This window comes from Streptomyces hokutonensis, from assembly GCF_000376565.1.
Lineage (GTDB): Bacteria > Actinomycetota > Actinomycetes > Streptomycetales > Streptomycetaceae > Streptomyces > Streptomyces hokutonensis.
Window position 1 is genome coordinate 1 of the sequence record NZ_BARG01000082.1, and the last position, 25,909, is coordinate 25,909.

The 25,909-nt window shown below is 70.8% G+C and carries 30 protein-coding genes; 17 read left to right on the top strand and 13 right to left on the bottom strand.

Features of this window, described 5'->3' with window-relative positions; translation table 11 throughout:
* Positions 1 to 18: 18 nt before the first annotated feature.
* Both SSP08S_RS42545 and SSP08S_RS42550 read left to right on the top strand, forming a co-directional pair.
* Positions 19 to 1,278 carry a GNAT family N-acetyltransferase gene (locus tag SSP08S_RS42545; RefSeq protein WP_026179313.1) on the top strand — a complete coding sequence of 420 codons (1,260 nt, stop codon included), beginning with the start codon at positions 19 to 21 and terminating at the stop codon, positions 1,276 to 1,278.
* A 241-nt stretch (positions 1,279 to 1,519) separates the two neighbouring features.
* Entirely contained in the window at positions 1,520 to 2,428 is a 909-nt protein-coding gene (locus SSP08S_RS42550; protein ID WP_019073758.1) for a winged helix-turn-helix domain-containing protein, read from the top strand.
* A gap of 40 nt (positions 2,429 to 2,468) precedes the next feature.
* Here SSP08S_RS42550 and SSP08S_RS42555 read toward each other — a convergent pair whose 3' ends face one another.
* The gene (locus tag SSP08S_RS42555; RefSeq protein ID WP_019073759.1) at positions 2,469 to 2,657 is read right to left on the bottom strand and encodes a hypothetical protein; all 189 of its coding nucleotides are present in this window, start codon (positions 2,655 to 2,657) and stop codon (positions 2,469 to 2,471) included.
* Positions 2,658 to 2,813: 156 nt separating this feature from the next.
* On the opposite strand from SSP08S_RS42555, the gene SSP08S_RS42560 reads away from it, so the two are divergent.
* Positions 2,814 to 3,692 (top strand): winged helix-turn-helix domain-containing protein, encoded by an 879-nt coding sequence (locus tag SSP08S_RS42560; protein ID WP_078532707.1) that lies wholly within the window; start codon positions 2,814 to 2,816, stop codon positions 3,690 to 3,692.
* Entirely contained in the window at positions 3,692 to 4,426 is a 735-nt protein-coding gene (locus tag SSP08S_RS42565) for an HAD family hydrolase (protein ID WP_439654596.1), read from the top strand. The genes SSP08S_RS42560 and SSP08S_RS42565 overlap by 1 nt, the downstream gene beginning before the upstream one ends.
* Positions 4,427 to 4,433: 7 nt before the next feature.
* On the opposite strand, the gene SSP08S_RS42570 is transcribed toward SSP08S_RS42565, so the two are convergent.
* Positions 4,434 to 4,616, bottom strand: a complete 183-nt coding sequence (locus SSP08S_RS42570; protein WP_019073762.1) for a hypothetical protein — start codon at positions 4,614 to 4,616, stop codon at positions 4,434 to 4,436.
* A gap of 171 nt (positions 4,617 to 4,787) precedes the next feature.
* Between SSP08S_RS42570 and SSP08S_RS42575 the strand changes: the two genes are divergently transcribed.
* Positions 4,788 to 5,666, top strand: coding sequence for a GntR family transcriptional regulator (locus SSP08S_RS42575; RefSeq protein WP_019073763.1), 879 nt, complete (start codon positions 4,788 to 4,790; stop codon positions 5,664 to 5,666).
* On the opposite strand, the gene SSP08S_RS42580 is transcribed toward SSP08S_RS42575, so the two are convergent.
* On the bottom strand, positions 5,644 to 6,390 hold the full coding sequence (locus SSP08S_RS42580; protein WP_019073764.1) for an HAD family hydrolase: 747 nt from the start codon (positions 6,388 to 6,390) through the stop codon (positions 5,644 to 5,646). The genes SSP08S_RS42575 and SSP08S_RS42580 overlap by 23 nt on opposite strands.
* 250 nt (positions 6,391 to 6,640) lie before the next feature.
* Here SSP08S_RS42580 and SSP08S_RS42585 point away from each other — a divergent pair, with 250 nt between their 5' ends.
* Genes SSP08S_RS42585 through SSP08S_RS42595 form a run of 3 tightly spaced genes read left to right on the top strand, consistent with a single transcriptional unit; the run spans position 6,641 to position 8,886 of the window.
* A complete protein-coding gene (locus tag SSP08S_RS42585) occupies positions 6,641 to 7,738 on the top strand; it encodes an aminoglycoside phosphotransferase family protein (RefSeq protein ID WP_019073765.1) in 1,098 nt (365 codons plus the stop codon).
* On the top strand, positions 7,735 to 8,367 hold the full coding sequence (locus SSP08S_RS42590) for an RraA family protein (protein WP_019073766.1): 633 nt from the start codon (positions 7,735 to 7,737) through the stop codon (positions 8,365 to 8,367). The genes SSP08S_RS42585 and SSP08S_RS42590 overlap by 4 nt, the downstream gene beginning before the upstream one ends.
* 18 nt (positions 8,368 to 8,385) lie before the next feature.
* Positions 8,386 to 8,886 (top strand): HAD domain-containing protein, encoded by a 501-nt coding sequence (locus tag SSP08S_RS42595; RefSeq protein ID WP_019073767.1) that lies wholly within the window; start codon positions 8,386 to 8,388, stop codon positions 8,884 to 8,886.
* 9 nt (positions 8,887 to 8,895) lie between these two features.
* Here SSP08S_RS42595 and SSP08S_RS42600 read toward each other — a convergent pair whose 3' ends face one another.
* Complete coding sequence (locus SSP08S_RS42600; RefSeq protein ID WP_019073768.1) at positions 8,896 to 9,927, bottom strand: aminoglycoside phosphotransferase family protein; 1,032 nt, start codon at positions 9,925 to 9,927, stop codon at positions 8,896 to 8,898.
* A 68-nt stretch (positions 9,928 to 9,995) separates the two neighbouring features.
* Here SSP08S_RS42600 and SSP08S_RS42605 point away from each other — a divergent pair, with 68 nt between their 5' ends.
* Genes SSP08S_RS42605 through sigJ form a run of 4 tightly spaced genes read left to right on the top strand, consistent with a single transcriptional unit; the run spans position 9,996 to position 12,662 of the window.
* Positions 9,996 to 10,460, top strand: a complete 465-nt coding sequence (locus SSP08S_RS42605; RefSeq protein WP_026179314.1) for a GNAT family N-acetyltransferase — start codon at positions 9,996 to 9,998, stop codon at positions 10,458 to 10,460.
* A 30-nt stretch (positions 10,461 to 10,490) separates the two neighbouring features.
* Positions 10,491 to 10,919 (top strand): hypothetical protein, encoded by a 429-nt coding sequence (locus SSP08S_RS42610; RefSeq protein WP_019073770.1) that lies wholly within the window; start codon positions 10,491 to 10,493, stop codon positions 10,917 to 10,919.
* A 14-nt stretch (positions 10,920 to 10,933) separates the two neighbouring features.
* The gene (locus tag SSP08S_RS42615) at positions 10,934 to 11,710 is read left to right on the top strand and encodes an SDR family oxidoreductase (RefSeq protein ID WP_019073771.1); all 777 of its coding nucleotides are present in this window, start codon (positions 10,934 to 10,936) and stop codon (positions 11,708 to 11,710) included.
* 7 nt (positions 11,711 to 11,717) lie between these two features.
* Positions 11,718 to 12,662: an RNA polymerase sigma factor SigJ gene (gene sigJ, locus SSP08S_RS42620; protein WP_019073772.1), complete on the top strand. Its 945-nt coding sequence runs from the start codon at positions 11,718 to 11,720 to the stop codon at positions 12,660 to 12,662.
* On the opposite strand, the gene SSP08S_RS42625 is transcribed toward sigJ, so the two are convergent.
* Positions 12,655 to 14,088 (bottom strand): SMI1/KNR4 family protein, encoded by a 1,434-nt coding sequence (locus SSP08S_RS42625; protein ID WP_019073773.1) that lies wholly within the window; start codon positions 14,086 to 14,088, stop codon positions 12,655 to 12,657. The two genes, sigJ and SSP08S_RS42625, sit on opposite strands and share 8 nt — an antisense overlap.
* A 173-nt stretch (positions 14,089 to 14,261) precedes the next feature.
* Positions 14,262 to 15,176 (bottom strand): LysR family transcriptional regulator, encoded by a 915-nt coding sequence (locus tag SSP08S_RS56955; protein ID WP_019073774.1) that lies wholly within the window; start codon positions 15,174 to 15,176, stop codon positions 14,262 to 14,264.
* Positions 15,177 to 15,377: 201 nt separating this feature from the next.
* On the opposite strand from SSP08S_RS56955, the gene SSP08S_RS42635 reads away from it, so the two are divergent.
* Entirely contained in the window at positions 15,378 to 15,950 is a 573-nt protein-coding gene (locus tag SSP08S_RS42635; protein ID WP_026179316.1) for a DUF6817 domain-containing protein, read from the top strand.
* On the opposite strand, the gene SSP08S_RS60085 is transcribed toward SSP08S_RS42635, so the two are convergent.
* Entirely contained in the window at positions 15,940 to 16,236 is a 297-nt protein-coding gene (locus tag SSP08S_RS60085; protein WP_019073777.1) for a hypothetical protein, read from the bottom strand. The genes SSP08S_RS42635 and SSP08S_RS60085 overlap by 11 nt on opposite strands.
* A 118-nt stretch (positions 16,237 to 16,354) precedes the next feature.
* The gene (locus tag SSP08S_RS42645) at positions 16,355 to 17,047 is read right to left on the bottom strand and encodes a TetR/AcrR family transcriptional regulator (protein WP_026179317.1); all 693 of its coding nucleotides are present in this window, start codon (positions 17,045 to 17,047) and stop codon (positions 16,355 to 16,357) included.
* 66 nt (positions 17,048 to 17,113) lie between these two features.
* Between SSP08S_RS42645 and SSP08S_RS42650 the strand changes: the two genes are divergently transcribed.
* Positions 17,114 to 18,235, top strand: a complete 1,122-nt coding sequence (locus SSP08S_RS42650) for an FAD-dependent oxidoreductase (protein WP_026179318.1) — start codon at positions 17,114 to 17,116, stop codon at positions 18,233 to 18,235.
* Positions 18,236 to 18,261: 26 nt separating this feature from the next.
* On the opposite strand, the gene SSP08S_RS42655 is transcribed toward SSP08S_RS42650, so the two are convergent.
* Entirely contained in the window at positions 18,262 to 19,125 is an 864-nt protein-coding gene (locus SSP08S_RS42655; protein ID WP_019073780.1) for a phosphotransferase, read from the bottom strand.
* Positions 19,126 to 19,217: 92 nt separating this feature from the next.
* On the opposite strand from SSP08S_RS42655, the gene SSP08S_RS42660 reads away from it, so the two are divergent.
* The 3 genes from SSP08S_RS42660 (at position 19,218) to SSP08S_RS42670 (ending at position 20,874) form a co-directional block, all read left to right on the top strand.
* On the top strand, positions 19,218 to 19,664 hold the full coding sequence (locus SSP08S_RS42660) for a helix-turn-helix domain-containing protein (protein ID WP_019073781.1): 447 nt from the start codon (positions 19,218 to 19,220) through the stop codon (positions 19,662 to 19,664).
* A gap of 95 nt (positions 19,665 to 19,759) precedes the next feature.
* Positions 19,760 to 20,407, top strand: a complete 648-nt coding sequence (locus SSP08S_RS42665) for a hypothetical protein (protein ID WP_019073782.1) — start codon at positions 19,760 to 19,762, stop codon at positions 20,405 to 20,407.
* Between the two features lie 131 nt (positions 20,408 to 20,538).
* Entirely contained in the window at positions 20,539 to 20,874 is a 336-nt protein-coding gene (locus SSP08S_RS42670) for a DUF2516 family protein (protein ID WP_078532710.1), read from the top strand.
* Between the two features lie 60 nt (positions 20,875 to 20,934).
* Here SSP08S_RS42670 and SSP08S_RS42675 read toward each other — a convergent pair whose 3' ends face one another.
* The 4 genes from SSP08S_RS42675 to SSP08S_RS42690 all read right to left on the bottom strand — a co-directional run bounded on the left by SSP08S_RS42675 (position 20,935) and on the right by SSP08S_RS42690 (position 25,629).
* Positions 20,935 to 22,332 (bottom strand): PP2C family protein-serine/threonine phosphatase, encoded by a 1,398-nt coding sequence (locus SSP08S_RS42675; RefSeq protein ID WP_019073784.1) that lies wholly within the window; start codon positions 22,330 to 22,332, stop codon positions 20,935 to 20,937.
* Between the two features lie 283 nt (positions 22,333 to 22,615).
* The gene (locus tag SSP08S_RS42680) at positions 22,616 to 23,695 is read right to left on the bottom strand and encodes a C40 family peptidase (protein WP_019073785.1); all 1,080 of its coding nucleotides are present in this window, start codon (positions 23,693 to 23,695) and stop codon (positions 22,616 to 22,618) included.
* A gap of 202 nt (positions 23,696 to 23,897) precedes the next feature.
* Positions 23,898 to 24,746 (bottom strand): class I SAM-dependent methyltransferase, encoded by an 849-nt coding sequence (locus SSP08S_RS42685; RefSeq protein WP_078532708.1) that lies wholly within the window; start codon positions 24,744 to 24,746, stop codon positions 23,898 to 23,900.
* 184 nt (positions 24,747 to 24,930) lie between these two features.
* Complete coding sequence (locus tag SSP08S_RS42690; RefSeq protein ID WP_019073787.1) at positions 24,931 to 25,629, bottom strand: LAETG motif-containing sortase-dependent surface protein; 699 nt, start codon at positions 25,627 to 25,629, stop codon at positions 24,931 to 24,933.
* Positions 25,630 to 25,909: the final 280 nt, after the last annotated feature.

Below are 25,909 nucleotides of genomic sequence, written 5' to 3' on the forward strand. Positions count from 1 at the left end.
CCGACCTACCGTGACCCCATGACCAGCCCCGCACCCGCCCTCCCCGTCCGCCCCATCACAGAGCCCGAGATCCCCGACTGGATCCGCGCCCTGAACACCGGTTTCCTGCGCACCCCCACCGTCGACGAGACGGAACTCGCCGACCGCAGCAGCTACTTGGACCCGTCCCGCACCCTCGCCGCCTTCGACAACGGCCGCTGCGTAGCGACCTTCCGCTCCTTCCCCCAGGAGGTCACGGCGGTGGGCGGCACGCCCGTCCCCGCCGACGCCATCACGAGCGTCACCGTCACGGCCACCCACCGCCGCCGCGGCCTGCTGACCCGGATGATGACCCAGGATCTCGCCGCGGCGAAGGAGCGCGGCGACGTCGTAGCGACCCTCATCGCCGCCGAGTACCGCATCTACGGCCGCTACGGCTTCGGCCCCGCCACCACCGCGACCCAGTGGGAGATCGACGCCCAGCGCGCCGGCCTGGACCCCCGCTGGTCGGCCCCGGAGAACGGCGGCCGTATCGACCTGGTGGACGGCGAGGACGTACGCAAGCTGGGTCCCGAACTGTACGAGCGGCTGCGCCGCAGCCAGCCCGGTGCGATCACCCGCGACGACCGCTGGTGGCAGGTCCACACGGGGGTCCTCAGCCTGACGCGCGCGCCCTGGACCGAGCCCTTCTACGCCGTCTACCGCGCGCCCGGCGGTGAGGTGGAGGGACTGGCCGCGTACGTCTGCGACGACACCTGGACCGACGCCAAGCAGCCGTTGGACACGGCCACCGTGAAGGGGTTCATCGCCACGACCCCGGCCGCCGAACGCGCCCTCTGGCACTACCTCTGCTCGATCGACTGGGTGACGAAGGTGAAGTCGGGCTGGCGTTCCCCCGACGACCTGCTGCCCCACCTCCTGCCGGACCCGCGCGCGGCCACCATCACGACACAGGCGGACTGGCTGTGGGTGCGGATCCTGGATGTCGTACGGGCCATGGAGGCGCGGTCGTACGAGGGGGAGGGCACGCTGGTCCTCGAGGTGACCGACGGGGCCGGACTGGCGGGCGGGCGCTACCGGCTGGACGCTTCGGCGCGGGGCGCGTCCTGCGCGCCGACCGCGGAGAGCGCCGAACTCACCCTAGACGTGCGGGAGTTGGGGACGCTGTGGCTGGGAGACGAGTCGGCCGTCCGGCTCGCGGCGCTGGGCCGGGTGCGGGAAGAACGAGCGGGCGCCGCCCGAGTGGCCGACGCCCTGCTGCGTACGTCCAGGCGGCCTTGGTGCCCGGACATCTTCTGAACGCTCCTCGCTGTGCGGCCGGTTGGCGGCGGGTGGGTGGACTCATCCGTAGCTGTTCAGTTGTGGTTGTCGTCGTGCGGTGGAGCTGACCGACCGGGCTCTCGGCTCCCCTCCAGGAGAGAGGTCCGGTCGGCCAAGTTACCTAAGTTGGTAACCAACTCTTCTCTAGTTATCTCCTCTTGGATGCGTCTCATAACCACCTTTCCATGAACTGCCCAAAGATGGCGAGAAGTTGTAGGGTTTGGTCGTGGAGCCCGAACACGCCACCGTCAATGGACGGTCGAGGTCACCACGGCCACAGCGGTCACACCGCGAACTGGCCGACGAGCTGCGCACCAGGATCAAGTCCGGTGTCCTGCGGCCCGGCCAGCGCATGCCCACCCAGGCCAAGCTGGCGGACGAGTTCGGCGTCGAGCGCGGGGCCGTACGGCAGGCGCTGCGCATCCTGCAGTCCGAGCGACTGCTCACCAATGTGTCCAAGGGGAGCCCGGCGACCGTCGCCCCCGACCTCGGACTGGCCCTGACCGGCCCCGGAGCCCCGCCGCAGCCCACGATGGTGGGCCTCTCCTCGCGCATCAAGGATGCCTTCGCGCAGCCGCACGTGGAGATCGAGGCGCTGTGTCTGACGGCGATCTCGCTCACGCTGGCCATCGGCGAGCCGCTGCGTCAGATCCACGCCGGGGAGCTGAATCCGGCCAAGATCGATGTGCGGGTGCTGCTGCCGAGCAGTGACATCGAACTCGCGTTCCCGTCCCTGGTGGACTCCCCGGAGGACAGCCGGCCGCAGCGCCGCTGGCTGGCCCAACGCAACGCGCAGGGCCAGGTGTTGAGCCACAACCTGCTGGCCCTGCGCGCGACGCACGGCATAGATGTGAACATCACGTTCCGCGCGCTGCCGTTCACGCCTCCGGTGAAGCTGTACCTGCTCAACGGCTCGGAGGCGTTATTCGCGTACTACACGGTGAGCCAGCGCGAGGAGGAGCTCGGTCAGGAGCAGGTGGAGATGTACGACGCGGAGGGCACCCAGTCGATGCTCTTCGCGTTCGAGCAGGGCGCGGGGCTGCGGGACACGACGTTCGTGGAACAGTCCCAGCTGTGGTTCAACGCACTGTGGGAGACGATCAGTTCGGAGCTGAGGCTGACGAGCTGATCGCCTCCCGCGGTGGCTGATCCGGAGGGCGGTTTACGGATCACAGGGCGGGTCCGGTGAACAGCAGGGCCAGGACGACGGCCCCGATGGAGCTGATGGCCGGGCTCTTGGCCTTGATGCCGATGGAGAGCAGGAGCAGGCCGATGATGCCGGTGGCGCCGAACTTCCACTGGACGATCTGTTCGAAGCCGACGACGAAGACGGCGGACAGGAGGGCGATGGCAGGCACGGTGTTTCCCCCTTCGGGCTGCGGAAGCAAAACTTCCACCAACTTGGATAAGTTGGCAGCCAACTCTGCTTAAGTTGTTCCCGTTTGGTACCTACTCACACCTACTCGCAATCAAGTTCCAAACAACTCCCCTTAGATGGGGCAGAGTTATACCGTTTGGTCGTGACCCAGGAGAACGTGGCAGTGAACGGCAGCAGAAGCTTCTCGCCCCAGGAGATCGCCGACGCCCTACGCGACCGTATCCGCGCCGGCGACCTCAAGGCGGGAGACCGCCTGCCCACCCAGACCGCCCTGGCCGAGGAGTTCGGCGTGGAGCGGGGAGCCGTACGACAAGCGCTGCGGGTTCTCCAGGAGGCCGGGTTGCTCACCAACGTCAGCAAGGGGAGTCCGCCCACGATCGCGGAACACGCGCCCGGGCCGGACCGGCCCCAGCCGACGATGGTGGGGTTGGCGCCGCGGCTGGCGGAGGCGTTCTCGGGGACGGACGTCCGCATCGACGTCGTGTGCCACACGGCCGAGACCCTGATGGTGGCCATCGGCGAAACCCTCCGCCAGATCCACGAGGGCCGCCTCAGCCCCCAGTCGATCGAGGTCCGCATCCTGGTCCCGTCCAGGGAGATCGCCCTCGCCTTCCCGGTCCCGGTCGACGACACCGGCGAGGACGACTCGGTCCACAAGCGCTGGCTGGATCTGCGCAATGCCCAGGGGCAGGTGCTCCAGCACAACCTGCTGGCCCTGCGCGCCACCCACGGCATGGACGTCAAGGTCACCTTCCGGGCGCTGCCCTTCACCCCGCCCGTCAAGCTGTATCTGCTCAACGGCGAGGAGGCGCTGCTCGGTTACTACATGCTCACGAGACGCGAGGAGGAGTACGGCAGCCAGACCCTCGACATGTACGACGCCGTCGGCAGCCAGTCCCTCCTCTTCTCCTTCCAGCGGCAGGCGGGTCAGCGCGACACCGCCTTCGTGGAGGAATCGCAGAAGTGGTTCGACGCCCTCTGGGAAACCATCACGACGGACCTGACACTCTCCTAGTGACTCCTGATACGGCGCAGACTGTTCCGGTGACAGAAGAGACAGGCAACGTACGCGAATTGATCACCGGCGCTCGCTTCGTCCTTTTCGACTTCGACGGCCCGGTCTGCCGGCTGTTCGCGGGGCTCTCGGCGGAGGGCGTCGCGAAGGACCTGGTGTCCTGGCTGGAGCGGCAGGGGCTGAAGGAGCTGCTGACGCAGAGCGAGCGGGTGCACCCCGATCCGCACGTCGTCCTGCACGCGGTCAACAAGCGGCATCCCCGCAGCGATCTGGTCGACGAACTGGAGGAGCTGCTCACCCAGCACGAGCTCAAGGCCGTCGACTCGGCGTACCCCACCCCGTGGGCGGACCCGCTGATACGCACCTGGAACGCCGTCGGCATCCATCTCGCCGTCGCCACCAACAACTCCCCGCGCACGGTCACGGAGTACCTCCACGGCCGGGGCCTCCTGGAGTGCTTCACCCCGCACGTCTACGGCCGCACCAACGACCTCGACCTCCTCAAGCCGAACCCCCACTGCCTCAACCGCGCCCTGCGCGCGATGGGCGCCCACCCCGCCGACGCCCTGATGATCGGCGACACCCCCTCGGACTTCGAAGCGGCCCGCCGGGCGGGCATCCCGTTCCTCGGCTACGCGCGTAACGAATTCAAGGAAACGTTGCTGCGCCGGGCGGGCGCGGACTCCGTGGTGCATTCGCTGCGGCCGCTGCTCGACCTGGTACGGCAGTTGTAGCGTCCGGTCAGGCCTGGGTCATCAGCAGGACGAGGATCACGGCGCCGACGGAGGCACAGGACGCACTGCGTGCCTTCACGCCGACCCCGATGAGGATGAGGGCAAGGGCGCCCGGTGCTCCGTAGCGGGTCTGGATCAGCTGGCCGACAGCCATGGCGGAGACGCGGTACAGCAGTTCAGTGGCGATCATGACTCCCCCAAGCCACCGCTTCCAGTGAAGCGATCAACTTCCAGTCCAATTGGACTGGTTGACGTGATGTGGTTGTTCCCTGGACTGCTGATCCCTTAACCGGCCGTCGAGTTGGTGGGTGATTTGACTGAAAGTGGTTTGCCCGGCCGGACGGAGCGGTACGGTCGCCGTGTGAGTGAGGGTGGTGGCGAGGACGGCGGCGGCAGGGAGTTCGAGCGCGTCGCCCGTGAGCTGCGGGCGCAGATCAACGACGGCAGTACTTATCCCGTGGGCTCGTTCCTCCCCTCGCAGCGGCAGCTTGCCGAGGACTTCAAGGTCTCCCGCGACACCGTGCAGCGGGTCCTCGGCGACCTGCGAAGCGAGGGCTGGATCGAGACCCGCCAGGGCAGCGGCACCAGGGTCGTCAAGGGGCAGCGGATACAGTCACCGACGAGCAAGGGCATGGTCACGCTGCGCCCGCTCCTCGACCACGCCTTCGGGGAACCCGAAGTGACCCTGGACGTCTTCACGTTGACGTCCGAGTCGCTCAGCGCGCACATCCTCATCCAGGCGGAACGGATCAGGGCCGGGGAGATCGCCCCGGAGCGGATCGCCCTGCGGATGGTGCTGCCCGACCCCTCGCTCGACCTCCCGTACTGGCGAACGGCGGACGGCCTGCACAACGACCGGCTGAAGGCCCGGTTCATGGGCATCACGAACCGCAGCACCGCGGCGGTGCGCGATGTGCTGGACGGTCTGCGGACGGAGGGACGCGTGCCCTCCGTGGAGTTCAAGATGCGGCACGGAAAGCTGCTGCCGTACACCAAGCTCTATCTCCTCAACGCGACAGAGGCGGTGTTCGGCAACTACCGGGCCTACGAACGGACCATCACGCTGGACGACGGCCAGGTCATCAACGGCGTCACCGATGTCGAGGGCCTGGGTGCCGGACTCACCCACCATGTGATGGACGCCAATGCCAATGCGCAGGGAACGGTGTTCGTGCGGGAGATGCGGGAATGGTTCGACTCCGTCTGGACGGGGCCGCTCACCTTCGAGCCGGGAGCCTGAGTCTCGCGGCCGCCGCGATGAGCGGACGATGCGTGGAGACCACGGCGTCCGCCCCGGCCCGCCGCAGCTCCCCGGCCCGCCGCTCGTCCCCGGTGTATCCGACGAAGCCGGTGCCGGCCGCCCGGGCCGCCTCCAGATCGGTGAGCTGATCCCCGATCACCACACAGGAGGAAGCGGGAAGGCCGAGGTGCGCGAGCGCCCGGTGCACGCAGTGCGGATGGGGCTTCATATGCCGTGCGTCGTACGGGTCTCTGCCGAAGACACCCTCGAACCTCCCCCGGAAACCCGGCTGTTCGAGATAGGAACGGATCGGATCCTCGGCGTTGTTGCTCACGACCGCCAGCCGCAGCGGGAGTTCGCGCAGTAGGCCGACGAGAGTGACGAGATGCGGAGCGGGCGTGGCGGTCCGGACCGCCTCGGTCTCCTGCTCGGTGACAATCTTCTCGGCGAGTTCCAGCGGCTGCGGCGAGAGCCTCTCCGCGGCCCGCCGCTCGTACATGTCCCTGAGCCGGCGGAGGATGCCGTGCGAGTCGTAGCAGGACTCGATGTCCGGGTCGAGCCGGTCCCAGTACTGCCGTGCCACCTCCTTGACCCGCTCCGCCACGTCCCGCGTGGACACACCGCCGAACAGATCGCAGACGGGTCCGTCGAAGTCGAACAGCACGGCACGGCTGCCGGCGAGCAGGCGCGGCAAGGCGTCCCGGCCGTCGGTCGCGTCGGGCATGGGGCTCCTAGTCGTCGCGACAGTCCGTCCCGCAGGGGCTTGTGCTCTCCAACGACCGGAGTCCGGCCCGGGGTGCGCGCCCGTCCGGGTCCGTCCGGGTCCGTTCGGCCGGTCCGGATGCCGGTCGGACGTGCGTCTCGTCGCTCGCGGCGGTTCAATGGGCGGGTTCTCCGGCGTTGCTTGACGCCTCTGGAGTAACGTGCCTCATCCCTTACTCATCGGCTCAACCGGAACGGGCTGAACCCAGCGAATGACACCCCAACTCACCGGTGTTCGGCAGCGCGCCGACGAACTGGTCGGCGAACGCGGCGTGGTGACCGGGCCCCTCAAGGGCTACCACCACGAGACGTATGTGCTGGCCATGCCGGGCGAGACGCGGATCGTGAAGCTCCGCGAACCGCGCGAACGAATCCTGTGGTTCGACCGCAGGTGCTTTCGGTCCGAAGAGGCCCTGCTCCGCGAGCTGCACGGCCGGATCAGCCGTATCCCCGTCATCCACGACGTGGAGGGCATGGCACTGCAGGTCTTCATCGAGGGCCGCACCCTCAAGTCCCGCCCGTGGGGCGACCGGCGGATCCCGGAGGGGGTCCACAGCCAGATCGTCGACCTGTTCGGGGAGTTGGCGCAGGTCACGCCCGACACCCTTGAGGTGGACCGCAGTTGCGATGCCAAGGACCGCCCGGACGACGGGGACTGCGACGGCTTCCTCGAGCGCCTCATCGTCTTCGTGGAAGAACAGGTCTACGCGAAGAACTCCCCGGACTTCGGGCGGCTCTTCACGGAACTCGGCCTTCACCCGGACGCGTTCGTCCAGCTCAGAAAGAACGTTTCCGGGCTGACGCGACGCGACTTCTGCCTGCTCCACGCGGACCTGCACCGGGAGAACTTCGTCCTCGACCCGCTCAACCAACTCTGGTCCATCGACTGGGAGTTGGCGATGCTGGGCGACCCGCTCTACGACCTCGCCACCCACCTCTACCTGATGTCCTATCCGGAGGACCAGGAACGCCGGATGGCCGAGGACTGGGCGAGAGCCGTCCGTGGAGTACGTCCCAGCAGCGCGCGTGGCTGGGCGGAGGACCTGAACCGCATCCTCGCCTTCAAGCGAGCGCAGTCGGTGTTCACCGACGTCATCCGGCTGTCGCTGTCCCTGCGCGACGGATCGACCGTGAAATGGGCCCGCTTCCCGTCGGCGGTCCGGAAACTCCAGACGATCATGACGGCCGCCGCGGGCCCCCTGGGCCTGGCCGAGGTTCCGAGCAGGCCCCGGATCGCCGCGGCACTCGCGCGCTGGGTCAACACGGCCGACCCGGCAGTCATGGACGGAGCGGTAGCGTCCGGGGCATGACTGATGCCACCGACTTCACCGACTTCGAGGACATCCCCACCACCACGCTCGCCGAACTGCTCGGCCGCGAGCGGGTCATGGACATCGGCATCCGGCCCCTGTGGGGTCCGCTGCCGCGTCTCGCCGGGCCGGCGTTCACCGTCCGGTGCCCGCCCGGCGACAACCTCATGCTGCACGCCGCCATCTATCGCGCCGCGCCGGACTCGATCGTCGTGGTGGAGTCGGGGGACCTGGACCACGCCCTCGCCGGCGGGAACGTCTGCGCCATCGCCCAACGGCGGGGCATCGCCGGCTTCGTCCTCGACGGCGTGATCCGCGACCTGGGAGAGGTGCGGGCCGCGGGCTTCCCCGTCTTCGCGCGCGGTGTCATCCCGATCCCGGGCGGCAAGAAGGCCGTACTGCCGTTGAACGAGCGCGTGAGCTGCGGGGGAGCCACCGTCCACGCCGGGGACATCGTGGTGGCCGACGAGGAGGGGATCGTCGTCGTACCGGGCGACCGTCGGGCGGAGATCCTCGCCGGGGCACGGGCCCGGCTGGAGAAGGAGTCCGCCGAGACCCTCGACGACTGGGAGAAGGCGCATCGGGCGCGGGTCGACGAGCTGTTGCGCGCGGGCGGCTTCGAGGAGTGATGTGAGAGAGGTCTTCCGATGCTTCTCTTCCTCGATGTGGACGGGACGCTGCTGCCCTTCGGCGCGTCCCGGCCGTACCCGGTCTACGACTCCGGCTTCGCGCCGCCCGCAGCCGACGCCCCGCCGCTGCTGACCCGCATCGACCCCTCGCTCGGACCACGACTCGCGGCCCTGCGGTGCGAACTGGTGTGGGCGACGACCTGGATGGACGACGCGAACACGTGCGTCTCGCCCTGGCTCGGTCTGCCCCAACTCCCCCTGGTGGACTGGCCCGACCCGGCCGAGGACGGGGTCGGGGACGGTGCGGGCGGGCGGCTGCACTGGAAGACCCGGCCGTTGGTCGCCTGGGCCGCCGGGCGGCCCTTCGTCTGGGTGGACGACGAGATCGGGGACGCCGACCGCGACTGGGTGAGCGCCCATCACCCAGGACGGGCCCTGCTGCGGCGCGTCGACCATCGGTACGGGATCACGGATGCCGATCTCGCGGCGGTGGAGGCGTGGGTGGCGGCCAATCGGTGACGGGGTTCCCTACAACAGGGGCTCCTCGGACGACAGTTGCAGCAGTGTCTTGGCGCTCTCCGTCGCGCCCGCCGCGCGGGTCGCGGCGGAGGCGCCGGGGAAGTGCCGGTTCCAGGCTGCCGCGCGGCCGAGGACACCGAGGCGGGTCGCGAGGGTCAGGGCGCGGCGGAGTTCCGTGGGGGTGTGGCCGTTTCCCGTCCAGGGTTCCAGGTAGGCGTCCCGCAGGCGGGGCAGTACCTCGGGGCCGTACCGTTCGCGGACCCGTCCGGCCGGGACCAGGAAACTGCAGAAGGGGTGCGAGACGGCCGCGTCGCCCCAGTCGAAGAAGGTGTAGCGGCCGGGGGCCGGGTGGAAGAACTGGCCGTCGTGCAGGTCGGAGTGGTCGAGCGAGTCGGGAATGCCCAACTCGGCGAGTTCGGCGCAGAGTTCGCGCAGCAGGGGCCGTAGAGCATGCAACTCGGCCGGATCGACGGCCGGTTCGGTGGTGGCCTCGATGAACTGGACCACCTCGTCGAAGACTTCGGGGAGGGACGTGGTCCGGGCGCTGGGGACGCCGAGTTGTTCGAGGTCCTTGGCGAAGGGGATCAGGGCGCGTTGCATCGTCGCGTACTGGCGCAGGGGTTCTTCCCAGGCGCGGGGGTCGGCCGGGGTGCGGTCGAGGAACTGGCGGAAGAGTTCGCCGCCGTGGGGGAGCAGGGACCAGCCGCGGTCGGCGTCGACGGCGAGGGGTTCCAGGACGTACTCCGGGACCCGGCGGGCGAGCGCGGCGGTGAGCGGTGCCTCGAAGGCTCCGGCCGGCGGATTGGCCTTCAGCCAGACGGTGGCGGGACCTTCGGCCAACCCCTCGACGGGGATCCGGACCAGGACCGACCAGGGGCGCAACCGCACACTCAGCCGGCCCGTCTCGCGCAGGCCCCGCGCCGCGAGTTCGCGCCGGGCCCAGCCGAGGGCCGCGTTCCGCCAAGTCTCCTGATCCCAGGGCGTTTTGGCGTCCTCGTGCTGTCCGCGGTCGATGACCTGCGATGTTTCGTCGTCGTGCATCGCGTCATTCCAGCATCCGGGCCGATGGGTGATCCATCGATTTACCGGCCCGCGCTACCGTGGTGATCATGGCGGACTGGGAGATACGCCCCGCGTCGGCGGCGGACGTCGAGGCGGTCGCCGAGCTGCGTGCCGTCGTGCTGCGGGACGATCTCGAACGGCTCGGGCGCTACGACGCGCACCGCGTGCGGCAGCGGCTCCGGGACGGGTTCGAGCCGGGGCACACCTGGGTCATTGAGGTGGACGGCCTGTTCGCCGGATGCGTGGCGCTACGACCCGACGCGGACGCCCGCTGCCACTGGCTGGAGCACTTCTACCTCGCGCCGGAGTTCCAGGGCGCCGGGATCGGGTCCGGTGTGCTGGGCGAGTTGCTGGACCGGTGCGACCGTGACGGTGTCCCCGTCGTGCGGCTGAACGTGCTGCGGGGGAGTCCGGCCCGGCGGCTGTACGCGCGGCACGGGTTCGCCGTGGAGAGCGAGGATCCGGTGGACGTGTTCATGGTGCGGGAGGCGCCCACCCGTCGTCGGCCCTGACATTCCCGGGGGCTGCGTCGTCGTAGGCGTATGAACAGAATCCGGTACGTCAGCCTCGGCCTGTTGGCCGTGGTCAGCCTGTACACAGGGACCTGGGCCTATTTCTCGCCGACGGGGTGGTACGCGAACTTCCCGGGGCTCGGACTGAGCTGGCTGCCCCAGCTGGGGCCCTACAACGAGCACCTCGCCAAGGACGCGGGCGCGATGTTCCTCGCGCTGGCCTGTCTGACGCTCGTCGCGCTGCGCCAGGTGCACAACACCAGGCTGGTGCAGACGACGGGTGCGGTGTGGCTGGTCTTCAACGTGCTGCACTTCAGCTATCACGTACAGCACCTCGACATGTACGGGACGCGGGACCAGGTCCTGAACGTGGTCTTCCTGGCCGCGCTCGTCCTGCCGGCGGCGCTGCTGCTGGTGCCGGTGACCGCCCTCTCGGCGCGACGGGGTGACACCAGGTGAAGGAGCGGGACGGTATGCGGATCGCGGTGGCGGGCGGGACGGGGCTGGTCGGGCGGTACGTGGTCGAAGAGCTGGCCGCGGCCGGACAGGAACCGGTGGTGCTGAGCCGCTCGCGGGGCGTGGACCTCCTCGCGGGCGGCGCCGGGCTCGATGCCGCCCTGGAGGGGGTGGACGCGGTCATCGACGTCAGCAATGTGACGACGACCAGCGCGAAGAGGGCCGTCGCGTTCTTCGACACCGCCGGGCACCACCTGCTCGACGCGGGCGCACGGGCCGGCGTACGGCATCACGTGGTGCTGTCGATCGTCGGCATCGACCGGGTCGGCCTCGGCTACTACCGGGGCAAACTCCGGCAGGAGGCCGTCGTGGAGAACGGCCCGCTGCCGTGGACGGTGCTGCGCGCCACCCAGTTCCACGAGTTCGCCGCGCAGACCCTCGACCGGGTTCCGGGGCCCGTCGCCGTGGTGCCCCGGATGCGGACCCAGCCGGTCGCGGCCCGTGAAGTGGCCCGGCACCTGGTGGAACTCGCCCTCGCCCCCGCCCGGGGCATGGCCCCCGATCTCGCCGGGCCGCGCGTCGAGCAACTCGTCGACATGGTGCGCCGGTTGCTGCGGGCTCGGCACGAGCGCCGGCTGCTGCTGCCGGTGCGGATGCCGGGCGCGACCGGGGCGGCGATGACGGGGAACGGGCAACTTCCGCTCTCCGGCGGGCCGTTGGGGCCGCGGGGCAGCCAGACGTTCGACGAATGGCTCGTGCAGCACGTGCAGCCGCCCACTGTCCAGGGAGGGTGATCACGCCGTGTCCAACTCGGGTCAGGATCCGACCCTCGGTTCCCTCATGGCCGAGCGCCGCCGACTGCTCAATCTCGGGTACCGGATGCTCGGTTCGGTGCAGGACGCCGAGGATGTCGTACAGGAGACGTACGCCCGTTGGTACGCCCTGTCGGAGGAGGCGCAGCGGGAGATCGAGGCGCCGCTCGCGTGGCTGACCCGGGTCGCCTCGCGGATCTGCCTCGACCAGCTCGGGTCGGCGCGGGCCCGGCGCGAGCGCTACACCGGTGAGTGGCTGCCCGAGCCGGTCCGGCACAGCGGCACCTGGTCGAGCACGGGCGGCGCGGGCGCGGACGATCCCGCCGACCGCATCACGCTCGACGAGTCCGTCAGCATGGGCATGCTCGTGCTGCTGGACTCGATGACTCCGGCGGAGCGCGTCGCCTTCGTCCTGCACGACGTCTTCGGCCTGCCGTTCACCGAGATCGCCGAGACGGTGGGCCGCACCCCGGCGGCCTGTCGCCAGCTCGCCTCGTCCGCACGCCACCGGCTCGCCCGCAAGCCGCCCGGCGCCGGCACGGCCGAGGAGCACGGGCGGGTCGTCTCCGCGTTCCGCGAGGCGTGCGAGACCGGGGACTTCGACGCGCTCGTCGCCCTGCTCGACCCCGACGTCGAGTCGCGCAGCGACGGCGGCGGCAAGGTGCGGGCCGCGCTGCGTCCGGTCGTCGGCCGGGACAAGGTGGCCCGCCTCTTCCTCGGCCTCATGCGCCGGGCTCCCGAGATGGAACTCGTCGAGGAGGACGTCAACGGCATGCCCGGCGTCGCGGTCCGCATCGCCGGTACGACCTTCGCCGTGCTCGCGGCGCAGGTCCGCGACGGGCTGATCACCGACCTGTGGCTGGTGGTCAACCCGGACAAGCTGCGGGCCTGGACGGGGCACGAGGGCGATGGCGGTGCGGGTGGTTTCAGTTAGCCGGTAGCTCTCCCTCCAGGACGGTCTGGACGATCTGGGGGCGGTCCCGGAGGGCGAGGATCTCGTTGGCGAGGGTCACGTACGGCAGCGGGTCCCATTTCCCGTGGGCGATGATCTCGGCGGCCGACAAGCTGCGGGGCACGGCGTCGGCGTCGAGCAGAACCCGCCAGTCCTCCGGGCCGAGTTCCAGGAACTCCAGTCCGGTGAGCCCGGCGATCTCCAACGGGTCGGCCAGCGTGCCCGGGTAGGCGGTCAGGGTCCGCAGGCGGGGCAGCCCGAGGACCGGGGCGAGGCTGAACGGCGCACCCTCCCACACCCCGATGGACAGCACTTCGAGATCGGGGTGCGCGGCGGCCTCGACGCTCTGGAAGTCGCGGATGTTGACCCGGGCCACGGCGGGTGGTCGCCGCGCCTCGCGGGTGGCGGGTTCTGCTTCTTCGGCGGTCCGGCCCAGCACCAGGTCCGTGAGCGAGTCGGCGATCAGTTCGGCGCCGGTGTCCTCCTCGCGGGCGAGCAGGATGACCTGTCCCGTGTGCCCCCGAGGACCGGGTGTCAGGTCCACGGCCAGTGGGTCGCCGCCCTCGCCGATGCCGAAGACGATCCAGCCCGGTGAGCCGACGAGACCCTGCACCGCCGCGTCGGGCGGGGTGTCGACGGCTTCCATCGCCCCGAGTCCCCAGGTGGTGCGGCGGTACGACGCGTCGGCGACGCGCAGGCCGTCCAGGTCGAAGGGCTCGCAGCCGATCGCCTCGGCTTCGCGGTCCGCCGCTTCGTAGTCGTCGCCGTGGTCCTCCCAACGGGCCCGGGTCACGCGGTAGAGCGCCTTGAGTTCGGCGGGCAGCGCGAACCCGAGGCGGGTCTCGGCGGCGGCGATCTCCTCCTCCGTCGCACCGATGGCGTCGGGCAGCCGCTCGCGCAGCGCTCTCGCCAGCGCCTCCGGGTCCGCCGAGGGCGCGGGCGCCGCCCCGGTCACCGGGTCGGGGAGCCGGCGCCAGGGTTCCGGAACGGCACCTTCGACCAGGACGAGCGCGCCGGGGTGCGGGGTGCCGACGCCCGCTTCGACCGCCGGGCCGGCCTCGAACAGGCGCAGGACGACGTGTCCGGTCCGGTGGATCTCCGCGGCAAAGGCGACTTCGTCGATTCCAGTGTCCGCGAGCGCGCCCTGCACCCGCTCCGCCGCGTCGTGCTCCTCCTGCACGTCCTCGAGCTGCATGGCCCGGCCCGGTGCCGGCCGCGGGCGCCGCAGGTCCAGACTCCAGCCGTGCCGACCTATGCTGCCCGCCACGCGGACGGATCCGGCGGCCCTTCGGGACGCGCCGGCCTCATCGGCGTCCCGCTTCTCGCGGTCGGCGCGCAGCACCCGCAGCAGGGGTGCCCAGGTCGCGAAGTCCCGTATCGGCGACGGGGAGAGGCTTTGATCAACCATGGCTCCGACGGTACGCGGCGCCACTGACAACGGGTTTGCCGTTAGGCCGTGTTCGAAGAGTCCCGCCCGCCCCGACCGCCCCGCGCGCATTCTCGCCGCACCGGACGCCGAGAGGCCCGCCCGTCACTCCACGTCGACTCCCTCCGCCTTGCAGCTGATCCGCCGGGCAAGCCCTACTCGGACTGCAGGGCGCGCGCGGCCCTCTCCGTACAACTCCTGGCGACCGTGTCGGCGAAGGTGCGGGCGAGCGGGGTGAGGGCGTCCCAGCGGCGGACGGCCCAGCCGACCGGGAGCGGGGGCAGGCCGGGGAGGGGGACGAGGCGGAGCGGGCCGGTGCCGGGTGTCCGCCGGCCGGGCAGGAGGGGTACGACGGCGTGACCGAGGCCGAGTTCGGCCAGCAGGAGGGCGGTGTCCCAGTCGGCGACGCCGGTGTCGGAGCTGCTGTGGACGCCGAGTTCGGCGAACGCGGCGTCGAGACGGGCGCCCGACGTGGAGTTCGGGGGCAGGCGGATGAGGCTGATGCCGTCGAGTTCGGCGGGGTCGACGCGGGACCGGGCCGCGAGCGGATCGTCGGCGCGGACGGCCAGTACCCACGGCAGGTCCACGACGGGACGCTGCTCGATCCCGCGCACCGGTCCGTCGATCGTGACCCAGGCGAGGTCCAGGTGGCCCGCGGCGAGGGCGTCGAAGCAGGCGCGGCTGGAGGTCTCGGTCCGGAACTCCAGTCCCACCCTCGGATATTGCTGCCGAAAGGCGACGACCGCCTCCGCCATGAAGTGCCGCACGGTGGTCCCGCCCGTCGTGACCCGCACCGAGCCGCCGTCGCCGTTGACGAGGTCCCCGAGCCGCCGCATGGCCAGCTCCAGTCCGGCCACACTCTCCGAGGCGGCCTCGCACAACACCCGCCCCGCGTCCGTCGGTACGACACCTCGCGGCCGGCGCTCCAGCAGGCTCATGCCGGCCTCCCGCTCCAGCCGCTTCACATGCTGGCTCACCGCCGACTGGGTACGGCCCAGTTCGCGGGCGACGGCGCTGAGACTTCCCGCCCGGCACACGGCCACGAAGACACGCAGATCCTCCAGAGTCACAACTCCAAGCTACAGCTTGGGTATTGACGGAAATCCATAGGATTGACCGGGGTCACGGACTCGACCATGCTCAGTGCAGGGCCCAGGCGGCAACCCGTCCGGCGCCTTCGCCGGGTCCGGACCAAGGCGAAGACACGGACGGGTGCCGACCTCCCACCTCCTGGCTCCTACCTCCGGCGCGCGACGGAAGGACAGCGGTTCGTGTCTGACTCTCCTACGTCAACTGGTCACTCTCCCCGTGCTGTTGATACGGCCGTTGCGCTGCTCCTCCGACTCGGCGCCGCCGACATTCCGCACCCCGGCGGCACTCTCCTCGCCCACCTCCAACGCGTCCGGGACCGCCTCGCCGCATGGGGCGCCCGCCCGGCCCTCCAACTCGCGGGCCTGTGCCACGCCTGCTACGGCACCGACGGTTTCCCCACCGCCCTGTTGCCGGTGGACACGGGCCGCGCCGAACTCGCCGAGGTGATCGGCGCGGAGGCGGAGGGGATCGTGTATCTCTACGGGGCGTGCGACAGGAAGGCCACGTATCCGGGGCTCGCGGCGGCCGACGGGGTCTTCCGGGACCGTTTCACCGGCCGTACTCACACTCCCGAGCTGGGGCTCCGCCAGGACCTCGCCGAACTCACCGTCGCCAACGAACTCGACCTGGCCCGCCACGACTTCGCCTTCCGCGAGCGCTCGGGCCCTCAACTCCTCGCCCTCTTCACCCGGTTCAAGCCACTCCTCAGCCAACCCGCCTGGTCGGACTGCCAGCCGGGCCTCACGCCGTGACGGACTCCGCGATCCGCAGGGCGGCTTGGGCGGGCGTGAGGTGGGTGGTGTCGCGCGCGATGCGTCCGCGAAGGGTTTCCTGATCCGCGTGGAGGACGAAGTGCCGTACCGGAATGGCGTGTTGGGCCAGACCCGCGCTGATCTCACGCCAGTACTGCTCGACCAGGACGGTCATCGGAACGACCAGGGTGCCGCCCGTGTGGTCGAGTACGCGCCGGGCGCTCTCCACGACGAGCGGACTCGTCGTCCTGCCCGCGCCATGGGTGCCGTTGAGCCATACGATCATGGGCTCGACGTCAGCGGGGAGCGGGACGCTCCTTGCCCCGAACGGTCGTGGCTGCGCAGGGCTGTTGGCTCCCGTTCGTAGAGGATCCGGTCCGCCGTAGAGGATCCGGTCCGCTCGGTTACGCCGACGGCTCGTCGAGTCTGGCGGCGACCGCGTCGAGGACCCAGTCCAGGCCGGTCGCGAAGGACGTCTCGGGGTCCACGTCCGTGCCGTCGTGGACGGCTTTGGTCAGCGTCGGGAAGCGGCCCGTCGCCAGCATTCTCGTCACGTGCGGGCCATGGGCGCGCTGCCAGTCGAGCTTGGAGAGGCCCGTGGCGCGCTCCGCCCGCACGTTCGCGATCTCGCGTCTGATCGCGCCGGTGAAGTACGCGCTGACGGTCTCCACCGCGCGCATGACGGTGTCGATGTCGGCGAGACCGTCGAGGGCGGCGAGCGTGGCCTCGGTCACGGCGAGGCCGTTCGGGCCCAGGCTCGGGCGGCCGCCGAGCAGGTCGGCCAGCCATTCGTGGCGGAGGGCGGCCCGCCGGGTGCGGTGGGCGAGGACGCGCAGCGCCTCCCGCCAGTCACCGGGCCGCTCCTCGGGGAGGATCTCGGCCTGGACCTCGTCCACCATGAGGTCGAACAGCTCCTCCTTGGTGGAGATGAAGCCGTACAGCCGCATCGGACCGGCGTTCAGCCGGGCGGCGACCTTGCGCAACGACACCGCCTCCAGCCCGCCCTCGTCGGCCAGCGCGACGGCGGCGGCGACGATCCGCTCCCGGTCCAGCGGCACGGGCCGGGTCGGCGGCTCCGGGCGGTCCCACACAGTCATGGATGCATCGTACTGATGCGTCGTACTCTTGTGATACACCGACTCGCATCAATACAGTGTATCGACATGAGACATCGCATCGCCGTGGTCGGCGGCGGCCCCGCCGGCCTCACCTTCGCCCGGGTCCTGCACCGCTACGGCCACCCCGTCACCGTCCTCGAACGAGACCCCGCCCCCGACGCCCGCCCTCCCGGCGGCACGCTGGACCTGCACGAGAAGCTGGGTCAACTCGCCCTGGAAAAGGCGGGGTTACTGGCGGAGTTCCTGTCGCTGTCGCGCCCCGAGGGCCAGGCCATGCGCATCCTGGCCCCGGACGGCACCGTCCTGCGCGACTGGCGGCCCGGTCCGGACGACCTGGCCAATCCCGAGATCGACCGCGGCCAACTCCGTGACCTGCTGATCGGCCCGCTCGACGTGCGATGGGGGTGGGGCGTGACGCGGGTGGTGCCGGGCGGCCGGGACGGCGTACTCGTCCAGTCGGCCGACGGGCGGCAGGAGACGTACGACCTCGTCGTCGGCGCGGACGGCGCATGGTCCCGGGTCCGCCCGGCGGTCTCACCGGTGGCACCGCACTACACCGGAGTCACCTCGCTCGAGACCTCCCTCGACGACGTCGACACCCGTCACCCCGACCTCGCCCGGCTGATCGGCGACGGTTCCGTGGCGGTGTACGGCGCGAACCGGAGCCTCGTCGCGCAGCGCAACAGCGGTGGCCACGTGAAGGTGTACTCCAAGTTCCGCGCACCGCTGGACTGGCACAAGGACCTGGACGTGGACCTGGCCGACCCCGAGGCGGTGCGATCGAGCCTGCTGACCCTGTTCGACGGCTGGTCCGCCCCCGTCCTCGACCTCCTCCGCCGCGGCACCGCCTTCGCCCACCGCCCCTTCCACGTCCTCCCCGTCTCCCACACCTGGCCCCGCACCCCCGGGGTGACACTCCTGGGCGACGCCGCCCACCTGATGCCCCCACTCGGCGTCGGCGCGAACCTCGCGATGCTGGACGGCGCCGAACTCGCCGAGTCCATCGCCACCGCCCCCGGAGACCTGGACCCGACGGTCCGCGCCTTCGAGGAACGGATGTGTGCCCGGGCCGGCAAGTGGGCGCGGATCACGACGGCCGGCCTGGAACGCCTGGTGAGCCCGGACCCCGCCGAGGCGATCGCGGTCTTCGACGAGGTGCAGTCGTAGCGACCCCAAGGGTTTCTACGGGCCGCTCAGTCGCCCAGTCGCTCGTGCAGCGCGTCGAGTGTCGGCCAGGGCGGACCCTCGTGCAGGGCGCGCAGGAGTCCCTCTCCGAACAGCCTCCCGTTCGGGAACTGGTCGCCGAGCTCCCAGCGCCACGCGGCGACCATCGCGAGGACGACCTGCCGGCACTTGTCCAACAGCCCCTGGTCGACGTTCGGGTAGTGCTCCGGGACCGCCTCGGGAACATGGGCGAGGTCGAACTCCACGGGTCCCCGGCAGCACGTCTCGAGGTCGATGAACAACGGGCCGTTCGCCGTGCCGATCACATTGCCCGGATGCGGCTCGCCGTGGAGCAGCTGCTCCACGGCCCCGCGCTCGTCGATCGCCCGCCTCAGGTCCGCCAGCCTGCCGCCGAGGAACACGCGTTCCGCGTCGGCGAGTTCGGGCGAGCGAACCGGGTCGGCGACGACCGCCTCCGCCTCCGCGATCCGGTCCGTGAACCTCGGGCTCGGCACATCGACCTCGCGCATGCCGACGTGCAACTGCTCCAGCGCCTTCGCGTAGTCGACCGGTGCGGTGTGGGGCGACACGGGCTCGCAGTACGTCCACAACGTCACCGCGAAGCCGTCCCGCGTGTACACCCGCGGTTCCACCCGAGGCTCCAGGGGACACACCGGACTTCCCACCTCGACGAGCCGCCGAGCGAGCTCGACCTCGAACTGCGCGACCTCTTCCCCCACATGGGCGACCCGGGCAAAGACGTCGCACGGCGTCAGCCGCAGGGCCAGCTTGTTCGAGTTGTGCAGGACGACCCCGCCGTCGGCCGGCAGGTCGAGCGACACGGCGATCGAAGTCGCGGCCGCGATCGCACGCGTGACGTCGGTGATCTCCATCGGCGCATCCTGGCACGGGTGGGCGAGTGGCGTGGCGCACTTTTGCAAGCGGGTGCTTGCAAAAGTTAGCAGGGGTGGTGCAAGGTGAAGGCATGGCATCGCTCAACGTCGGCAATCTTGGTGAGTATCTGCGGGAACAGCGGCGCACCGCGCAGCTGTCCCTGCGGCAGCTCGCCGATGCCGCCGGGGTGTCCAATCCGTATCTGAGCCAGATCGAGCGCGGGCTGCGCAAGCCGAGCGCGGAGGTGTTGCAGCAGGTCGCCAAGGCGCTGCGGATCTCCGCCGAGACGCTGTACGTGCGGGCCGGCATCCTCGACGCCGAGCGGGACCGGGACGAGGTCGAGACACGTGCGGTCATCCTCGCCGATCCCACGCTCACCGAACGGCAGAAGCAGGTGCTGCTTCAGATCTACGAGTCCTTCCGCAAGGAGAACGGGTTCGAGATCGCCGACGGGGACGAAGGCGCGGAGAGCGGTCCCGGCGTGAGCGACGGTGCCGACGGCAGCGACGCCGACCCGCGGGAGCAGACGGCCGGGTGACGACGACACACATCCTGTTGACGACACGGCCCGTCCGCCGAGCGCGGAAGCAACACAAAACCCTCAGCTGATAGCAACCGGGAAGGACCATCACCATGGCCATCACCGATGACCTGCGCAAGACCCTGAGCGACCCCACCCCCCTCTACTTCGCCGCCGGCACCGCCGACCTCGCCCTCCAGCAGGCCAAGAAGGTTCCCGGCCTGGTCGAGCAGCTGCGTGCCGAGGCCCCGGCCCGGATCGACGCCGTGCGCGGCACCGACCCGAAGGCCGTGCAGGAGAAGGCCGCCGCCCGCGCCAAGGAGGCCAGTGCCAAGGCCAAGGAGGCGCAGGAGACCCTCCAGACCAAGGTCAACGAGTTCCTCACCAGCCTCGACGGCGACCTCAAGAAGCTCGGCAGCACGCTCGACGCCGACCTGAAGAAGTTCGGCGAGTCCGCCCAGGACTTCGCGCTGCGCGGAGTCGGCGTCGCCGCCGAGTACGCCGTCAAGGCCCGCGAGGCGTACGAGAAGGTCGCCGAGCACGGCGAGCAGGCCGTGAAGACCTGGCGCGGCGAGGCCGCCGACGAGATCGAGGAGCTGGCCGTCGCGGTCGAGCCCGACCCCGAGCCGGTCGTCGTCAAGGCCGAGGAGCCGGCTCCGGCCCCGGCCCCGACCGCAGCCGCCCCGGCGAAGAAGCCCGCCGCCAAGAAGGCTCCGGCGCGCAAGACCACCGCGAAGAAGACCACGCCGCCCGCGAAGTGACACGAACGGGTGATCGGTGACGGGTCGGGCACTCGAAGGGTGCCCGGCCCGTTCTGTCTTCAGCGGCAATCCGGTTGCGGGTACGGTGACCGCGTAATGACTAGCCGAGTCTGGTGGTGGACGTAGTGCTGATGCAGGGCTTCACAGGGTTCATGTGGCTGTTGAGCACCGCCCTGATCGTGTTCAGCGGCTTCGCGCTCGTCGACGCCGCGACGCGCCGCGAGGACGCCTACCGCGCGGCGGACAAGAAGACCAAGCCGTTCTGGCTGATCATCCTCGGGCTCGCCTTCGTGGTGAACCTGATCTTCAACATCCTGTCGTTCCTGCCGATCATCGGCCTCGTCGCGACGATCGTGTACATGGTCGACGTCCGCCCGGCCCTCCGCGGCCTCCCCGGGGGCGGCCGCAGCCGCAGAGGCGGCTCCAGCAGCGACGGCCCCTACGGCCCGTACAACGGCGGACGCTGACGTCCTACGGCCCGACCAGCCCCTACGGCCCGACCAGCCCCTACGGCCGGACAGCCGGGGTCACGGCGCCCGGTCGAGCAGTACCACCGCCACGTCGTCCGTCAGCTCGCCGCCGTTGAGGTCGCGGACCTCGTTCACCGCGGCCCGGAGCAGTTCCTCGCCCCGCAGGCCCTCCGCGAGCTGACGGCGGACCATCGCCACCATGCCGTCCTGGCCGAGCCGTTCGCGCCGTCCCTCGCCGATCCGGCCCTCGATCAGACCGTCGGTGTAGAGCATCAGGCTCCACTCCGCGCCCAGCTCCACCTGCATCCGCGGCCAGCGGGCACCGGGGAGCAGGCCGAGGGCGGGGCCGTTGTTGTCGTAGGGGAGGAGTTCGACCGGGCGGCCGGGGCGGGCCAGCAGCGGGGACGGGTGGCCGGCCAGGCAGAGGCCCGCGCGGCGGCCGTCGGGGGCGATGTCGACCGTGCAGAGCGTCGCGAAGATCTCGTCGTCGGAGCGCTCGTGCTCCAGGACCTGCTGGAGCGTGCCGAGCAGCTCGTCGCCGCACAGCCCGGCCAGCGTCAGCGCCCGCCAGGCGATGCGCAGCTCCACGCCGAGCGCGGCCTCGTCGGGGCCGTGGCCGCAGACGTCGCCGATCATCGCGTGCACGGTGCCGTCGGGGGTGCGCACGGTGTCGTAGAAGTCGCCGCCGAGCAGCGCGCGGGAGCGGCCGGGGCGGTAGCGGGCGGCGAAGTGCAGGGGGGAGCCTTCGAGGAGGGGCGTGGGCAGCAGGCCGCGTTCGAGGCGGGCGTTCTCCTGGGCCCGCAGTTTGGACTCGGTGAGCTTGCGCTCGGCCCTGTCGGAACGTTTCCGCTCCACCGCGTAGCGGATCGCGCGGCTCAGTAGCCGGCCGTCCAGCTCGTCGCGGAAGAGATAGTCCTGCGCGCCCACCCGGACCGCCTCGGCGCCGCGCTCGGTGTCGCCGGACGCGGTGAGGGCGAGGACGGCGTGGCGGGGCGCGATCCTCAGCACGTGCCTGAGCACGGCCAGCTCGTCGTCGGCGCCGTCCGCGGCCCGGCCGGGGGCGGGCAGCGCGAGGTCGAGCAGGATGCAGTGGACGTCGTCGGTGAGCAGCCGCTCGGCCTCGGTGAGGTTGCGGGCGGTGCGGACCCGGATCGGCTTGCCGGTGGGGTCGAGCAGCTCGGGCACGATCGGCGAGCCGCCGGGGTCGTCCTCGATCATCAGCAGGGTGAGGTGACCGGCGGGACCGGCGCCGGTGACCGTGCTGTCGTTCACCGTGTCCTGCGTGCGCGGGGTCTCCGTGCGCGGGGCTTCCGTGCCTTGGGAAGCGCTCCCCGGCAGCTCGCCGGTGGTGGCCCCGGAGGTGTCTCCCGAGGTGTCGCCGATCGTGGGTGCGGCCGGCGCCTGACCACTTTCCGCGGCCGGGATCGCTCTCTGCCGCGGTATGGGTGCGGGCATCGTCCTGTTTCCTTCCCTCCCCCCGAGGGCGCGGCGGGGCGAGGGACCTCGACCCACCGACCGGGACCATAGCGGTAGTGGGCGCCGGAAAGGAATGGTGTGAGGCAGGTCGCCCGGCAGGCGGCCACAGTCATATGCCGTGTTCCGTACCGCAGTTGGGCAGGACGGTGGTGGGGCCGGGATGACGAAGGTCACGCCGGGCCGGGGTTTGGGGCGGATGGTGCGTGTGCTGGGTCACGTGGCGGGGGTCACCGGTCGCAACCGCGCCTGTCGGACGGGCAAATCACGCATCCGGTCGCACAACACCCAATATCGGCATCGAGCCAGCCCCCGCGATCGTCACCGTACGCCCGGGGCGCGGGGCGTGGATGATCGCGCCGTCGCCGATGTACATCGCGACATGGCTGGCGTCGTCGAAGTAGATGATCAGGTCGCCGGGGCGCATGTCCTTGACGTCCACGTGCGGCAGCTGCTTCCACTGCTCCTGCGAGGTGCGCGGGATCGGGTCGCCGGCGCTCGCCCAGGCCTGTGAGGTGAGCCCCGAGCAGTCGTACGACTTCGGGCCCTCGGCGCCCCACTCGTACGGCTTGCCGAGCTGGGCCGTCGCGTACGCCACCGCCGCCTTGCCCTCGGCGGACGCCTTGCCGCTGATGTCCTTGAGGACACCGGAGTCGAGCCAGTCGGTCTGCGCCTTCAGCGCGGCCTGCTGCTCCAGCGCGGCCAGACGTTCCTTCTCCTTCTTCTCCAGCTGGGATTCCAGCTTCTCGGCCGCCGCGATCTGGGTGGTGACCGTCTTCTTGGCCGCGGCCTTGGCCTGGCGGTTCTTCTCCAGCAGCTGCCACTGGGTGGAGGCGTCGGCGGTGTACTGCTTCAAGTCGTCCTGGGCGCGGGTCAGTTCGGCGATCAGGCCCTTGGTGGCGCGCTGGCCCTGGAGTATCCGGCCGGCGCCGTCGAGGAAGGCCTGCGGGTTGTCGCTCAGGATCAGCTGCGCCTCGTCCGGGAGCCCGCCCGTGCGGTACTGGGAGCGGGCCGCGGCACCGGCGCGGTCCTTCAACTCGTCCAGTTTCTCCTGGCCCTTGACGATCTTCTTGGCCAGTTCGACGATCTGCGCGGACTGCTTCCGCGCCTGCTCCTCGGCCGCGTTGTAGGCGTCGGTGGCGACGGCGGCGTCGTGATAGAGGTCGTCGAGCTTCGTGCGTACGGCCTCAAGGTCCTTGTTGGTCACCGGGGTTGAGGACGCGGTCGTCGAGGGGGTCGGTGTGGGCGACGGACTCGCGAAGGCGATGCCGGGTGCCGCCAGCACGGTGACCGCGCAGACGACCGTGATTGCCGTCGTGATCAGGGCTCGCCTGCCCGCTCCCATACCCCTGCCCCCACATCCCGTATCTGATTGACCGTCAGTAACTTACGGACGCCTGGGGGATCGTGCCATGTCCACACAGAAAACGACAGGGGCTGTACTGCCCGTACTTCTTCCCTTTCCTTCCAGGTCATGACCTGTCACGGCGATTTCCCCGCCCGTGTGACGAACGGCCGACGGAGATCGTTCCCCGCAGGCCGCCCGTTCACCCCAGCGGGGCCAAGGCCCCCCACTCCACGGTCACTTCGCCCTGCCGCCACCGCGCCGGACCGTCCACCACCGGCCAGTCGGCGGTGAGGTCCCGCACCGCGCGGATCCAGCGCTGACGGGCGCCGTAGGAGGCGTAGGGCGCGGCGGCGGCCCAGGCGCGGTCGAAGTCGCGGAGGAAGGAGTGCACCGGTTCGCCGGGCACGTTGCGGTGGATGAGGGCCTTGGGGAGCCGTTCGGCGAGGTCGGACGGCCGCTCCAGGGAACCGAGCCGCGCCGCGAAGGTGACCGTCCGCGGCCCCTCGGGCCCGAGCGCGACCCACACGTGCCGCCGCCCGATCTCGTCGCAGGTCCCCTCGACCAACAGCCCGCCCCGGGAGCCCCCGCCCGCCGGCGCGAGCCGCCCGCACAGCCGCGCCCACACCTCGGCGACCTGCGCCTCGTCGTACTGCCGCAGCACGTTCGCCGCGCGGATCAGCGACGGCCGCTGCGGTACGGGGATCTCGAACCCGCCGTGCCGGAACACCAGCCCCTCCCGCTCGTACGGCAGGGCCGCCGCGACCCGCGCCGGTTCGATCTCGACCCCGACCACACGCGCGTGCGGGGCGACGGAACGGAGCCGCTCCAGCAGCTCCACGGCCGTCCAGGGCGCGGCACCGTACCCGAGATCGACGGCGAGGGGCTCGTCGGCCCGCCGCAGCTCCGCCCCGTGCGTCGCCACGATCCAGCGGTCCATGCGGCGCAGCCGGTTGGGGTTGGTCGTCCCGCGGGTGACTGTGCCTACGATGGGGGTCCCCCCGCTCGAGCGAAGTCGAGAGTGGGGGAGGGCGGTTGCGCGGGCTGTCATGGGTACGAGGGTAGGCGGGTGCGGTCATGGCGAGCCGCGGTGCCGGTACGGGAGACGAGGGACGGGGCGGCCACGACGCCGACGGCCGACGGATCGCGGTGCCGCTGCCGGCGGCATCCGTGCGCGGCGCCGGCGACTGCCGTACGACGGCACCCGCACCCTCCGGCCCGGCCGCTCGCCGAGATCAGCGCGAGCCGCGGCCCGCCCTGCGGCGCAGGGCCACGACGATGCCGCCGCCCGCCGCGACCAGGGCGGCCGCGGTGCCCGCGAACGCGACGGTCCCGTTGCCGGCGCCGGTCTCGGCGAGGTGTGTGCCACCGCCCGCGGGCGACGGAGCGCTGCTCACCGCGGGCACGGGGCTGCTGCTCTCCGTGGAGGAGGGGGACGACGCGGAGGGGCTGGAGGACGGTTCCGGCGAGGTCGAGGGCTGTGCGGACGCAGAAGCGGACGCCGAGGCGGACGCCGACGCGCCGCACGTCACGTCCGGGACGACCACCATCGGCGTGATGTCGTCGTCGACCTTGTCTCCCGCCTTGACGTGGACCCGGAAGGTCTCACCGGCGTACCAGTCCAGCGGCTTGAGGTCGACGCTGACGCCCTCGGCGGTCGGGTGGGCGATGGTCTCGGTGTCGACCAGCCGCTCCTCATGCGAATCGGCCATGGTCAGTTGGAGGTACAGCCCGATCGTGGCCGGAGTCCCGCTCGCGTCCTTGTCCGTGACGCGGATGACGCCGTTGTCCTGGGCGTCGCAGAGCGGGACCGCGGTGAAGTCGCCGATGCTGCAGGCGAGCGCGGTGTGGGCGGCGGCGAGGGAGAGCGCGGCCGCGGCGGTCGAGGTGCCTATGGCGCGGGCCGCCCTGGCGGCACGGGGGGAGAGGGACACGCTTGTCCTTAGGTCGAAGGGCCCGGGACCACGTCGTAGAGTCCGAGCGCCCGACACGTCTACAAGCCCTGTGGCCCCGCTGTCAAAGGTTGTATCGGCGCAGGTCAAGAGGTGGCGAAAGGGTGGTCGGCGACAGCTCTGCGACCGGTCAAGCGATGGTCATGGACATGGTCGACCGCAGCTCGGCGCGCCAGCCGCCCACGCAGTAACGGCTCGAACGGTTGAGCGACCTCTGGTAATACCCAGGCAAAATCCCCATGCGCCGGAATGAGAATCCCGC